Origin of the sequence: Bartonella sp. W8122, assembly GCF_016102485.1 — a bacterium.
In the GTDB taxonomy this organism is placed as follows: Bacteria; Pseudomonadota; Alphaproteobacteria; order Rhizobiales; family Rhizobiaceae; genus Bartonella; species Bartonella apihabitans.
The window spans coordinates 949,299-963,373 of record NZ_JACFOO010000001.1; the positions used below are offsets into that span (position 1 = coordinate 949,299).

Here is a 14,075-nt window from a genome sequence, read left to right on the forward strand (position 1 = left end):
GCGTGAATGATGGCAGCCATTAGACCCGGCAGTATGGGTGCGGAGGCAATATGCTTCAATATTTGTTGAAAAAAATAGGTTATATCATTCCTACTTTTCTAGGAATTACGCTTGTTTCTTTCATTTTTGTACATACCTTGCCGGGTGATCCTGTGCTTTTGTTGGCAGGTGACCGTGGCATCTCAGAAGAACGCCATGCCGAACTGATGACCGAATTCGGCTTCGATCGTCCTTATTGGCAACAATATCTCGATTATTTGTGGGGTGTTCTTCATGGCAATCTGGGCACTTCTTTCGTTTCCAAACAAAGCGTAGCCGAAGAGTTCTTTACACTTTTTCCGGCGACGCTGGAATTGACATTTTGTGCCATCATCATTGCTATATTTCTTGGAATTGTTGTTGGCGTTATTGCTTCCGTCAAACGTGGCTCGTGGTTTGACCAGACTTCAATGGGATTGGCTCTTACAGGCTATTCCATGCCAATTTTCTGGTGGGGCCTTTTGCTGATCATGCTCTTTAGTGGAAAATTGGGTTGGACGCCGGTTTCAGGGCGGATTTCTCTACTCTATTATTTCGATCAACCCACCGGTTTTATGCTGATTGATAGCTGGCTATCGGGCGAGGAGGGGGCTTTTGCCTCTGCCGTTTCCCACCTGATTTTACCGACATTGGTTTTGGCAACGGTTCCTCTCGCAGTGATCGCTCGCCAAACGCGTTCGGCCATGCTCGAAGTTTTGAATGAAGACTATGTTCGCACAGCAAAAGCAAAAGGCTTGAGCACTTTTCGTGTCGTTGCAATTCATGCATTGCGTAACGCCTTTATTCCAATTGTAACAACAATCGGTTTGCAGATCGGAATGTTGATGGGCGGGGCAATTCTTACCGAGACAATTTTCTCCTGGCCGGGAATTGGAAAGTGGATGATCGATTCAATTTCGAGAAGAGATTACGAAGCTGTACAGGGTGGATTACTCATAGTTGCTATGCTCGTGATGGTGGTCAATCTCGTCGTCGATTTGCTTTATGGATTTATCAATCCGAGGGTCAGACATAGCCAGGGTGTATCGTAATGAATAGTAAAGCTGACAGAAATATATCGGCCGATATCCGACGTCAGGCTTGGCGCGAATTCTGGTTCTCTTTCAGTATGAATCGTGGCGCTGTGATCGGTCTTGTCGTCTTTTGTGCTATTGTCCTTCTTGCAGTCCTTGCGCCGTTGATTGCTCCTTATGGATATGACGAGCAGTTTCGTGATGCAATGCAAAGACCACCGGCTTGGCAAACAGGCGGAACATGGAATTTCGTTCTGGGAACTGATGCGGTTGGACGTGATATTTTATCTCGCCTTCTCCATGGTGCGCGCTATTCACTGCTTGTGGGAGTAGTTGTTTCCCTTGCGGCTATGATCGTCGGTATCGTCGTCGGCGTTATTGCCGGTTATATAGGAGGCATGATTGAAGTCATCATCATGCGTATTATGGATATTATCCTTGCATTTCCTTCGCTCCTTCTGGCTTTGGTGCTCGTGAGTATCGTTGGTTATGGTTTGCAAGGTGCAATCATTGCAACGGCGGTTGCGCTCCAGCCGCATTTTGTCCGCCTTGCACGCGCCGCAGTCCTTTCGGAAAAAAATCGTGAATATGTCATTGCCGCAAAACTTGCAGGTGCTGGCCGCGGTCGTTTGATGTTCAAGACCATTCTCCCGAATTGTATGGCTCCCATTATCGTACAGGGGACGTTTTCTTTTTCCAATGCCATTCTTGATGTGGCTGCCTTGGGGTTCCTTGGTATGGGGGCGCAAGCGCCCACACCGGAATGGGGAACAATGTTGGCCGATGCGCGTGAATTTATTTCAAGCGCATGGTGGATTGTTACATTTCCCGGCCTTGCAATATTGGTACTTGTTTTGGCAATCAACCTCATGGGGGATGGCTTACGTGACGCACTCGATCCGAAATTGAAAAGGAGCTGAAGATGGCGTTACTCGAAATCCGCAATCTTAGTGTATATTTCGAAACCGCAAGCGGGCCTTTTTATGCAGTCAAAGGCATAGACATCACCGTAAATGATGGCGAAATACTCGCAATTGTTGGTGAATCCGGCTCCGGTAAATCGGTAAGTATGCTGGCTGTCATGGGGCTATTGCCAAAAAGTGCCAAGATTAGTGCCGACAAGATGATGTTTGGAAATATCGATCTTATGAAGCTTACCGATCATGAAAGACGCCGGATCATCGGCAATGAAATTTCAATGATTTTTCAGGAACCGATAGCAAGCCTCAATCCCTGTTTTACAGTAGGTTATCAGCTTGAAGAAGTACTGAAAGCCCATCTTAAGCTCGGTCGTAAACAACGGATTGAGAAAATTATCGAACTGTTCCACCTTGTCGGTTTAACCGAGCCCGAACGCAGATTGAAGAGTTTTCCTCATCAATTATCCGGCGGTCAATGCCAACGAATTATGATTGCCATGGCAATTGCATGTAACCCGAAATTACTGATTGCCGACGAGCCGACAACTGCACTTGACGTTACTATACAGAAGCAGATTCTTGATCTTATTTTGGATCTCCAAAAAAGCCAGAATATGGGCGTTATTCTTATCACCCATGATATGGGTGTTGTTGCTGAAACGGCAGATCGCGTTGTGGTGCAGTATAAGGGAGAAAAAATGGAAGAGGCCGACGTGCTTTCCTTGTTCGAAACGCCAAAAAATGCCTATACCAAAGCTCTTCTGGCAGCCCTTCCGGAAAATGCCCATGGCAATCGACTTGTAACGGTTGCAGATTTTATGCACACGCACGGAGATGCTTTATGAGCGATTTCATAATAGAGGCTAAAGATATCGTACGTGATTATTCCATTTCCGGCGGTTTGTTCGGAAAAAGAAAAATTTTACATGCCGTCAACCATGTTTCTTTCGGTGTCGAACGTGGCAAAACCTTGGCTGTCGTCGGCGAATCCGGATGCGGAAAATCGACTTTGGCCCGGATTCTCAGCCTGATTGATCCGCAAACGAGCGGCGAGCTGGTCATTGACGGAGAAAATATTGATATTGCGCAAAAAAAGTAACAACAGCAATGCGCCGGAAGGTGCAGATTGTATTTCAAAATCCTTATGGATCACTCAATCCCAGACAAAAAATAGGCGATGCCCTCACCGAACCTTTATTGCTGAACACCACATTATCGGCCAAAGAACGGGAGCAGCAAGCAAAACAAATGCTCGAGAGAGTGGGGCTTTCGGAAATACATTACTATCGATATCCTCATATGTTTTCAGGCGGTCAGAGGCAGCGTATTGCAATTGCACGTTCTTTAATGCTTCGCCCGAAAATAGTTGTTCTTGACGAGCCGGTTTCAGCGCTTGATTTGTCGGTTCAGGCTCAGGTGCTCAATTTGCTTGCCGATTTACAGGAGGAATTCGGCCTTACATATGTTTTTATCAGTCACGATCTGTCGGTCGTGCGCTATATCGCCAACACTGTCATGGTCATGTATTTTGGGGAAATTGTCGAATATGGAACAAGAGACAGAATTTTTTCCCATCCCGAGCATGATTATACTAAAAAACTTTTTTCCGCGACACCAGTAGCCAGTGTAGAGGCTATTCGTGCACGTATTGAAAAGAAAAATAATGCTAAAAACGCTATTAATTCATTTTGATAATTCATTTATACTATTTTAAAAATATATTATATTTATATAATTTAGAATATTATTTAGTTAAAAATAATTGTACTTGTAATATGAAAACGGTGAGATCAATTCACAAATAATATATTTGAAAATAATTTTTCAATTTTATAATTATAATAATTATAAAAAATCTAAAATCGTTAAATAATTTAAAAATATAATTTAAATTTTCTAAAAAATTTAGTATAATCTCCACGTTAGAAGGTTCTGTAATTGAAGCTGAAAGGTGGTGCGTTATGGCAAAAATGAAAGCAGCAGTATTTGTAGAAAAAAACCGGATTGTTCTGGAAGATAAACCCGTTCCCGATATTGGTCCGTTGGACGCATTGATCCGTATTACAACAACGACGATTTGTGGAACCGATATCCACATTTTGAAAGGCGAATATCCGGTCGAAAAAGGCCTGACGATTGGTCATGAACCGGTTGGTATTATTGAAAAGCTCGGTTCGGAAGTCAAAGGTTTTCGTGAGGGGCAACGTGTTATTGCCGGTGCCATTACACCGAGCGGCATTTCGAATGCATGTATGTGCGGATGCGGTTCGCAAGATGGCCCGCATACGAAACATGGCTTTGAAGCGATGGGCGGTTGGAAATTCGGTAACACTATTGACGGTGCACAAGCCGAATTTTTACGCGTCAATGATGCGGCAGCAAATCTGTGCGCCATTCCCGACAATCTTACAGATGAACAGGTATTGATGTGCCCTGACATTATGTCGACCGGTTTTTCCGGTGCCGAACGTGGGGGAGTTAAAATCGGTGATATTGTTGTTGTCTGGGCATTGGGACCGATCGGCTTGTGTGCTGTTGCCGGTGCAAAATTATGCGGTGCAACAACAATTATTGGCGTAGATACTGTGTCGACACGTATGGAAATGGCTAAAAAACTCGGCGCAACCCATGTTGTTGATTTCAAAGCGTGCAATGCAGTTGAAGAAATCATGCGCCTGACAGATGGGCGTGGCGTTGATGTCGCTATCGAAGCTTTGGGGACACAACCGACTTTCGAGTCTTGCCTTAATGTTCTTCGCCCCGGTGGCACATTGTCCAGTCTCGGAGTTTATTCCAATGACCTGAAAATACCGCTCGCAGGTTATCGCGCAGGTCTCGGAGATATTGATATTGTGAGTGGTCTTTGCCCCGGTGGTAAAGAACGTATGCGCCGTTTAATGAATGTTGTTGAAAATGGCAGCGTTGATTTGCGTTCGCTCGTGACACATACTTTTAAACTGGATGATATAGAAAAGGCTTATGATCTGTTTGCCCATCAGCGCGACGGGGTCATGAAAATCGCTATCAAAACAGGCGCCTGAACAAGTTCGGGATAAGTTATAAAAAGCGGGCTGAAAAGCCCGCTTTTTCAATGCATGGAAATTATTTGCTTTCTTTTTTACGCTTTATGGCAGCACGTACGCCTGCTGCATAGTCAGGATGGACTTTTTCAAAGTGTCCAAGTTGACGCTCGATGATGAAATCGGGAACGCCTTCCATTGCATCGGCAATGTTGGAGAAAAGCCGGTTTTTCTGGTCCTGATCGAACAGATTGAACAGTGCCGTTACCTGACTGTAATCGTCATTACCAGCCCGATGATCGTAACGATAAGCGTCACCGGTAATTTTTAACGGCGGCTCTTGTGCCGATTTATCTTCAACCGGTCCATTAAAGGAATTCGGTTCGTAATAAGCGTCGACATTATTGGTTGAATGGCCGCCATAAGTGTTCATTTGCCCGTCACGATGGTAGTTATGAACAGGGCAAACGGGTTTGTTTACCGGAATTTGTTCATAATGCGTGCCTAAACGATAACGATGCGCATCTGCGTAAGAAAAGATACGGGCCTGCAACATTTTATCGGGAGAATAACCGATGCCGGGAACGATGTTGGAAGGCGAGAAAGCGGCCTCTTCGATTTCTGCAAAATAATCGTCAGGATTACGGTTTAATTCCATAATACCGATATCCATTGGCGGATAATCTTTATGAGGCCAGACTTTTGTCAGATCGAACGGGTTATAAGGTGTTTTGTCTGCATCTGCTTCAGGCATAATCTGAACCTGAACTTTCCAGCGCGGGAAGTTGCCACTTTCGATAGCATTGTAGAGTGCCTCTTGTGAGCTTTCACGCGTCTTTCCTACGAGTTCCGTGGCTTCGGCATTGGTATAGAACTTATGCCCCTGCATCGTCTTGAAGTGGAACTTGACCCAGAAGCGTTCGCCTTTGTCGTTCCACAATGAATAAGTATGCGAGCCATAGCCGTTCATATGCATGGTATCAATCGGTAATCCGCGGTCGGACATCAGAATAGTGACCTGATGCAGACTTTCCGGCGAAAGCGACCAGAAATCCCATTGGGCAGTGTTCGAACGCAAGTTTGTCCGCGGATGGCGCTTTTGCGTATGAATGAAATCGGGAAACTTATAGGCATCTCGAACGAAAAACACCGGAGTGTTATTGCCAACGAGATCCCAGTTTCCTTCGGACGTATAGAATTTCAATGCAAAACCGCGAACGTCGCGTTCCGCATCTGCTGCGCCGCGCTCTCCGGCAACAGTAGAAAAACGGCCGAGCATCGGCGTTTCCGTTCCAGGTTTGAAAACGGCGGCTTTTGTATAGCGGGTAATGTCGCCGGTAATCTTCAATACACCATGTGCACCGACACCCTTGGCATGGACAGTGCGCTCCGGGATACGTTCGCGATTTTGATGCGCCAATTTTTCCAATAATTGATAATCCTGAATCAATACCGGGCCACGAGGACCAGCCGTAATAGAATTCTGATTATCAGGTACAGCGGCACCTGCTGTTGTCGTTAATGTAATCCGCTCACTCATGAAAGCCTCCAGTCTGTGAATGTTCAAATCGTCTCACCAAAGAAGATAGGGCAAATTTAAATTAATTCTAATTTTAATTTGTTTAAATTCCTATTAGAAAAAATTATGACAGGACGCATCGTTATTGGCGTAATTTATGGATGCGTTGACAACGTTCAATTTCATGTACTTGCAAAAGACGAGGGGGGACGCTTTTTTACGAGGGAAAAAAGCGGTTAGTTCATATATTTACAGGAGATAGCAGTGTTTCACGACGCGTGTTTCGAAAGATCGCGCTTTCTCGATAACAGTTTTTACAAGTATAGACAGTACGTTCAACTATCAATTGGAATTGATAAAACGATTAATAATAATTTTTTCAAAAAAATATGATTTTACAATAATTTAAAATTAATATATCATAATAAAATATATATTTTTGATTTGTTTTTACAATAAAATTTTAATTTTATTGTACGAATAATATCATTGCTGATAACAATAGATAGTTGGAAAAACGGTAATTTGATAGCTATCTACATGATTTATTTTCATAAAATTTATTCTATATTCGATTGACAAGAAAACGGGAAACTTTATGGAACAGCCGATACTTGCCCTGGTTGACTCTTCAATTTATTGGAAATCGGTTTGCGACCTCGCAATCTGGGCTTCCCGGACATTCAATGTGCCTGTCCGATTGCTGAATGTTCTTGATAAAATGTCTGATGATGTTTTAGTTCCGGACGAGATTGCCAAGGATATTGATAATCGTTTTCTATCCGATTTTGCCGATAAAGTTCGGGACGAGACGGCGAGCTATGCTCGATTGATGCAGGAATTGGGGCAAACCGTACTTGATAATGCGAAATCCTACATTGAAAGACGTGAGAAAGTTATTGTTGATACCAGATTGCGCTATGACAGCCTTGCTGATGCAATCGGCTTTTACGGCAAAACGTCTTCATTGATTATCATCGGCAAGCAAGGTCAGCAAACGTCTATCAATGACGGATATAGCAAAGTAGGCAATAATTTCGAAACAATCGTACGCGCTGCTCGAAAGCCGGTTTTGGCGGCGTCAATAGAGGTAAGGCCGATCAAAAAAGCGCTGTTGCTTTATGATGAAAATTTCGGTCTCAATTTGGTTGTTGATTATCTTAAACGTTATCATAGTATTTTTGATAAACCGGTTATGATCGCGGTTTCACAAAACAATTTCCAATTGGTAGAGAAAGATATCGATTATATCGAAAAAGTATCAAAACAAGAAAATATTGCCTTGTCATTATTGGCGGTTAATGAAGACTTCAATGAAGAAATTCTAAATAATATTGCTTATGAAAATAACATAGATCTACTTATCATTAATGCGTTTACGGAATCAAAAATTAAAAATATGTTATTCGGTTCGGTGCATAAAATACTTATACAGAAAATAAAAGTTCCAATACTTATTGTTAGATAAATGAATCCAAGAATAACATTAGCTTGAAAAATACTCCTAACGAACGCTGTTTTGCCTTAGGTAGGGAGCACATGAACCAGTGACCACATGGTATTTGGAGCAGCAGTTCATAAAAAGACAGGAAGCCGAAACATAGGGGGAAATGTTTCGGCCTCCAAAGATCATCTCTCTTACAAGACGATCAAAGAAAAAATGACACAGTTACAGATTGAGCGCTCGCTATATTCCCTAACCGAAAAAATTCGGTACGAAAATTAGACAGCAAGCTCTCAATCTCTGTAATTGGCAGTCAACCCTCCGGCAAGGCACTGCCCGGTTCTTTTTCAGAACATTAGTATTATTATGCAATGAATAGAATAAAATCCAATTGCTTTTTGTTTTAAATTGTATAAGAAAAAATTATCATGTTTACCATAAGACAGCTTCGTTATTTTCAGATTTTAGCCAATACGGGTCATTTCGGAGAGGCATCCGAAAAATTGGGCATTTCACAACCCGCACTCTCCGTGCAAATTGCTGAAATGGAAAAATTAGCGGGATCGCCGCTTTTTGAACGGACATCCAAGCGCATTATATTAACGCCACTTGGTTGCAATTTTCTCCCGATCATCAATGATATTCTGGCAAGATTATCTGTCTTGGGGGATATTGTTGCGGCGCATGAATCGCCGCTAAGCTATCCGATCAAACTTGGTATTATTCCGACGGTCGCACCTTATATATTGCCGTCGGTTCTGCCGAAAGTGCGTCATTTATATCCTTCTTTGGCACTTCAAATTCAGGAAGCAAAGACCGAGAGGCTTGTTGAATTGCTGCGCAATGGTCATATAGACGCGATCGTGGCGGCAACGCCAGTTGAAGATGGAGAATTTATCTCCGAACCGATTTTCGACGATAATTTTTATTATGCTTTGCCGCGGGACGACCCGCAATCTGTCTATAAAAATGTTCGGGAAGGTGATGTCGATACCGGGAAATTGTTGTTACTTGAAGAAGGGCACTGTCTGCGCGATCAGACGCTCGAAGCGTGCCAGACCAAAAAATATCGACATGATATCACAGCCTCATCCTTGACGACTTTGATGCAACTTGTTGCCAATGGTATTGGTATAACGATTATTCCCCAAATTGCTGTTTCGACGGAAGCACGGTTGGATAATATCAGCGTTGTCGCTTTCGAAGGCGAGACGCCGCAGCGCCACATTTGCCTCTTCTGGAGAAGACGTTCGCGCCGGAGCAAGGACTTCAAGTTGTTGGCTGATATTCTAAAGTCAATGGCTATCCCGATTCTTGATCAGGCAAGAAATTTTATCTTGTGATGCTCACGGGAAAAGTTGTTTGATTATGAAAAACCTCTCCTTTTCAAAGTGAAAACTTGAGGGCGTTGCAGCATAACCGCTTTTGTCTGTTAGAAAGTAATCACAAATTAAATTGAAACGGGAATTTTCCTGTTAAAAGGGAGCGAGCCCGATTAGCAAAATAAATCCGCTTTTTTTGAACGGCGTCTGGTGCAACGGACTTCTGCCATCAGATCAGGCTAAAACGGTCAAACGGCTTTGTCCGGAACACCTCGAAGACAAAGACTATCCGTTTCAAGGTTCGAATATATTCCGGTCAAGCTGAACATGCCGAAAGCTTAGCTCATGTTTTGTCGATTGAATTCGAAATAGCTGTCTGTGCGGGATGATCGCTCAAAATCAATCTCCCGTAATTCCGTTCTGTGTCTCATGAACGATCAAGCTCGTAGCCTTCAACCATCAGCCGATTTTTAAGAAGATGAGAAGAAATCAGAGGAAGTGGTCAGACAGATTGCTCGGCCGAACCGAAGTTGAAATCCCCCTTGTCGGCATTTCAGACAGACAAGGGGGATTACATTTTAAAAAACGTCAATTACAAAATCGCACTTGGATAATTCGGGCTTTCACGAGTAATCGACACATTATGGGTGTGGCTTTCGTTAAGACCCGCATTGGTAATGCGAACAAATGTCGCTTTTTTGCGGAATTCTTCGAGGTTAGGCGCACCGAGATATCCCATTGATGCGCGCAGGCCGCCAGCCAATTGGTGAAGAACAGAGGCGGCCGGACCTTTATAAGCAACCTGACCTTCAATACCTTCGGGTACAAGTTTTAATTCGTCTTTCACATCTGCCTGAAAATAACGGTCGGCCGAACCGCGAGCCATTGCGCCAACGGATCCCATGCCACGATATGCTTTGAACGAACGACCTTTATAAAGATAAACTTCACCGGGGCTTTCTTCCGTGCCGGCAAGGAGCGAACCAATCATGACAGCGCGGGCACCTGCTGCCAAAGCTTTGGCAAGGTCGCCCGAATATTTGATACCGCCATCGGCAATGATCGGAATGCCGGCTTTATCGGCAACTTCGACAGCTCCCATAATAGCGGAAAGTTGCGGAACGCCGACACCGGCTACAATACGGGTTGTGCAAATGGAACCTGGCCCAATGCCGACTTTCACTGCATCAGCTCCGCAATCGATAAGCGCTTGCGTTGCTTCCGGTGTTGCGACATTACCGGCCATAATAGCTGTTGAACCGGCAATCTTTTTGATTTCTTTAACAGCATCAAGTACACGCTGTGAATGACCATGAGCAGTATCAATCACCAGAATATCGACACCGGCATCGATAAGCCGCTCTGCGCGTTCCATACCATCGTGACCAACGGTACTTGCTGCCCCGACACGCAAACGCCCGTGCGCATCTTTCGCTGCATTCGGGTTAAGGCGTGACTTTTCAATGTCTTTTACGGTGATCAAACCAACGCAACGCCCTTCATTATCAACAACCAGAAGCTTTTCAATGCGGTTTTGATGAAGGAGTCTTTTAGCTTCATCATGTTGAACATTTTCACGCACAGTCACGAGATTTTCCCGTGTCATCAATTCGTAAATTTTCTGTTTTGGATCGGAAGCAAAACGAACATCACGATTGGTCAGAATACCGACAAGGCGGCCGGGGCCTTTCTCGCCATTTTCAACAACAGGAATGCCGGAAATGCCGTGTGCTGCCATAAGCGCTTTGGCTTCTTCCAAGGTGGCTTCGGGCCCGATGGTGACGGGGTTGACAACCATACCGGATTCGAATTTCTTGACCTGACGGACCTCTTCAGCCTGTTCTGACGGTGTCATATTGCGGTGGATAACGCCCATCCCGCCAGATTGTGCCATGGCGATCGCCAATCTCGACTCGGTTACCGTATCCATTGCCGCCGATAAAAGCGGCATGTTCAAGACTATGTCGGTTGCAACGGTCGTTTTAAGATCGACCTGTCCCGGCATAACTTCAGAATGGGCAGGCTGTAAAAGCACATCGTCAAATGTCAGTGCTTCTCTACCTGTAGCTGTTTCGATGATTTTTGCCATGTCCAATATTCCTTTAAAAACGAACGCGCCGCTGGAACAAAAGTACCGCGGCATATTCGTATTGCTTCTTATGGATTGGCGCTGGTTTGTACCACGCGGGATTAAAATTGAAAAGAGTAATCATATTTTTTTTAACGTTTATTTATAAATTTCCCGAATTTTATCAGTCAGACCGGCATATTACCTCACGAAAAAAAGTTGTGATCTATCGGGCTTCTCTTTTCATTTTTAAGGTTATCATAGCGAGCTTATCGACGTTGTTGAACAAAAGCAGTTTATTGATGAAGCACGCGTGAACTCGACAAAGTTGAGGGTGGAAGACCATATTGAGGCGCTTAACTCCCGTCACCATAAGGTTGTTTATGCGGTGGGCGCCAAGAGACGTGAAGGCTGGTTTTTGGGAAAAAGGTCAAGATCAAACGCTCCCCATATAATGGAAGGACTGGCAAAATATTTTGCACATGAATAGCGTGATGCGCACCTCATTAAAGCGCAAGATTTCCCGAAAATTATTGGAAGACTGTTATCCGTTTGTGATGCTTTTTGTGGCAATTATCGAAGTGTCAACGTTCAAGCAAGACGAGCTTGTCGTTTTCAAGCCTTGTTTAATAAATCAGAAATTTTTCGCGCAGATTATTTTTCTTACAATTGGGACTGGATAGGCAACCAACTAATCAATTTTGCAAAAGCGCGCCGCCATATGGGGCTTTCCGGTTCACGCTTCGCAGTACATGGCTTTTCATCTTCAACATAATTCCAGTAAATCCGGTTTTTGCTATCAAGATGAAGATGATAGCTCATTTCCTCTGTTGTTTCTTCGGCAAAAAGTTTGTTCAACCTTTCGGAAATAGGAGGGCATTCAAACAATATTCCCATCTCAGTGTTCAGCGAAGCCGAACGCGGGTCAAAATTGAAAGAACCGATAAAAGCTGTTTTACCGTCGATCAGAAACGCTTTGGTGTGAAGGCTTGCGCGACGTGAACCGAACAGACGCAAGCGATGCGGGCCACCATTGGGTTTCAGCTCGTAGAGTTTTGCGCCGCCTTTAAGAAGTGGCTTGCGATAAGGTGCATATCCGCCATGGACCGCTGCGACATCGGTTGCTGCCAATGAATTGGTAAGTATCCGAACATCGGCACCATTTTTTACGAGCGTGCAAAGCCGTTCGGTTCCGGCTTTTCCGGGAACAAAATAGGGCGATGTTATCTGCAACTCGGTTTTTGCACTATCAATTAATGGCGAAAATACCGTCATCAGCCAGTTTTCCGGTCTATGCCCCAGAGCTTTTTCAGGAGGATCGGAAACAACATCAACCGCGACAACCGGAAAAAGCTTATGCTGCGGTTTGATAAAATGCTCGAAATTCATATGGGCGCGGACATAGTCAAGATAAGGTTTTGCGTTTTCCGAGTCATGAAATTGCGTGAGTTTGTTTTTCCAATAATTGATATCGCGGGCTTTTTTGGGCACAGCCAAAGCATGGATGGGCAATGCCACGGCACTGTTCCAGAAAGAATCGAAAATCGTTTCAACTTTTTTGACCGAAGGGCCGACAAGCATCAAATCAAGGTCGCGAAAATTGGAGGCCTTGCCTGCACCAAAATAGGCATCGGCAATATTACGCCCGCCTACAAAAGCGATGCGGCCATCAATGATAAAAGCTTTGTTGTGCATTCTGCGGGTGACGGTCAATGCACGTAACATCATTTCAAGACCGCGTCTCAAACCACCGTTTCTCGCCCGTCCGGGATTGAACATGCGTATTTCTATATTAGGATGTTTATCAAGCGCCACATAGGCAGGATCACGCCCCTGTGCATTAATATCGTCAAGCAGCATACGAACGCGCACACCTCTATCGGCAGCATCCATCACTTCTTTCAAAAGAAGGCGGCCTGTCAGGTCATCATCCCAGATATAATACATGAGATCGAGACTGCGACCAGCAAGTTCGGTTCCGACAGCGCGACCGGCAAAAGCATCAAGATTACTGATGAAAAGCGACAAACCGTCTTTTTCAACGCCTAATCCATTTTCCCGTTTAGCCAAATCTTCAATTTTCAAATCTATTTTTGTGCGATCTTCACCTATCTTCAACGCAAAGGAATTTTCGCCGCGCGCACTTTGGGCAAAGCGCCCATAAGCATAGACAGCCAGCATAGAGGCTAACGCAAAGACGATAACAATGACGATTGCGAAATGTAGAATACTCAAAGAAAAGGCTCTCTTATGTCAGAAAACAAGGTAATCTAATATAATCGCTCAAAGTCGTCTATTCATTTCCTGAATTGGCAATTTTAAAAAAATGGTGAAGTGCTTCGAAGCGTTGTAAAAGACAAACAGAAACGCATAACAATCTCGCAATCTTCTTGGAGGAGAAATGTGGGTGGTGACCTTCCGATTTTTCATTTGTTCGTTGTTTAAAGAAGTTTGACCAAGTGAGTAAAACCCTTTTTGTCAATAAATGAAAAATCGGAATGATATGTCCATTTCGACATCATGGTCTTCAAAACATGTTGTGCAATCTGAAAGCAAAAACAGCTATTGATCTGAAGAAATAAATCGTTCTTCCTTTTTCCATAAAATAATGGATAAAAATAAAGGAGCCGGCAAACGGTGGATGAACGACAGGAATGGATGACAAAACGGAAATGAATTCCCCGATATTGCCAATTGTTCTTACCTTATAAAAGTTGCAAAACATATCGG

At 44.0% G+C, this 14,075-nt stretch carries 10 protein-coding genes and 1 pseudogene; 8 read left to right on the plus strand and 3 right to left on the minus strand.

Translation table 11 applies throughout. The features are described from left to right. The first annotated feature begins 50 nt into the window (after positions 1–50). The 5 genes and pseudogenes from H3S83_RS04230 (at position 51) to H3S83_RS04250 (ending at position 5,013) form a co-directional block, all read left to right on the plus strand. Positions 51–1,070, plus strand: a complete 1,020-nt coding sequence (locus tag H3S83_RS04230) for an ABC transporter permease subunit (RefSeq protein ID WP_198237729.1) — start codon at positions 51–53, stop codon at positions 1,068–1,070. Next, positions 1,070–1,972 (plus strand): ABC transporter permease subunit, encoded by a 903-nt coding sequence (locus H3S83_RS04235; protein ID WP_198239003.1) that lies wholly within the window; start codon positions 1,070–1,072, stop codon positions 1,970–1,972. Before H3S83_RS04230 ends, H3S83_RS04235 begins: the two co-directional genes overlap by 1 nt. Positions 1,973–1,974: 2 nt before the next feature. Next, positions 1,975–2,817, plus strand: a complete 843-nt coding sequence (locus tag H3S83_RS04240; protein ID WP_078039152.1) for an ABC transporter ATP-binding protein — start codon at positions 1,975–1,977, stop codon at positions 2,815–2,817. Further along, a pseudogene (locus H3S83_RS04245) lies at positions 2,814–3,664 on the plus strand (dipeptide ABC transporter ATP-binding protein). The gene H3S83_RS04240 and the pseudogene H3S83_RS04245 overlap by 4 nt, the downstream one beginning before the upstream one ends. A 269-nt stretch (positions 3,665–3,933) precedes the next feature. Continuing rightward, the gene (locus tag H3S83_RS04250) at positions 3,934–5,013 is read left to right on the plus strand and encodes an NAD(P)-dependent alcohol dehydrogenase (RefSeq protein ID WP_198225178.1); all 1,080 of its coding nucleotides are present in this window, start codon (positions 3,934–3,936) and stop codon (positions 5,011–5,013) included. 61 nt (positions 5,014–5,074) lie between these two features. Here H3S83_RS04250 and H3S83_RS04255 read toward each other — a convergent pair whose 3' ends face one another. After that, positions 5,075–6,532 (minus strand): catalase, encoded by a 1,458-nt coding sequence (locus tag H3S83_RS04255; RefSeq protein WP_078039155.1) that lies wholly within the window; start codon positions 6,530–6,532, stop codon positions 5,075–5,077. A gap of 577 nt (positions 6,533–7,109) precedes the next feature. On the opposite strand from H3S83_RS04255, the gene H3S83_RS04260 reads away from it, so the two are divergent. Together H3S83_RS04260 and H3S83_RS04265 are read left to right on the plus strand one after the other, a co-directional pair. Further along, positions 7,110–7,979, plus strand: a complete 870-nt coding sequence (locus tag H3S83_RS04260; protein WP_198239004.1) for a universal stress protein — start codon at positions 7,110–7,112, stop codon at positions 7,977–7,979. Positions 7,980–8,383: 404 nt separating this feature from the next. Beyond that, entirely contained in the window at positions 8,384–9,298 is a 915-nt protein-coding gene (locus H3S83_RS04265) for a hydrogen peroxide-inducible genes activator (protein ID WP_198239005.1), read from the plus strand. Between the two features lie 571 nt (positions 9,299–9,869). On the opposite strand, the gene guaB is transcribed toward H3S83_RS04265, so the two are convergent. Next, positions 9,870–11,366: an IMP dehydrogenase gene (gene guaB / locus H3S83_RS04270; protein WP_077970625.1), complete on the minus strand. Its 1,497-nt coding sequence runs from the start codon at positions 11,364–11,366 to the stop codon at positions 9,870–9,872. A gap of 292 nt (positions 11,367–11,658) precedes the next feature. Between guaB and H3S83_RS11440 the strand changes: the two genes are divergently transcribed. Next, positions 11,659–11,835 carry a hypothetical protein gene (locus tag H3S83_RS11440; RefSeq protein WP_210327913.1) on the plus strand — a complete coding sequence of 59 codons (177 nt, stop codon included), beginning with the start codon at positions 11,659–11,661 and terminating at the stop codon, positions 11,833–11,835. 173 nt (positions 11,836–12,008) lie between these two features. Here the strand turns inward: H3S83_RS11440 and H3S83_RS04275 are convergent, their stop codons facing one another. Then, positions 12,009–13,580, minus strand: coding sequence for a phospholipase D family protein (locus H3S83_RS04275; protein ID WP_198239006.1), 1,572 nt, complete (start codon positions 13,578–13,580; stop codon positions 12,009–12,011). Positions 13,581–14,075 lie beyond the last annotated feature (495 nt).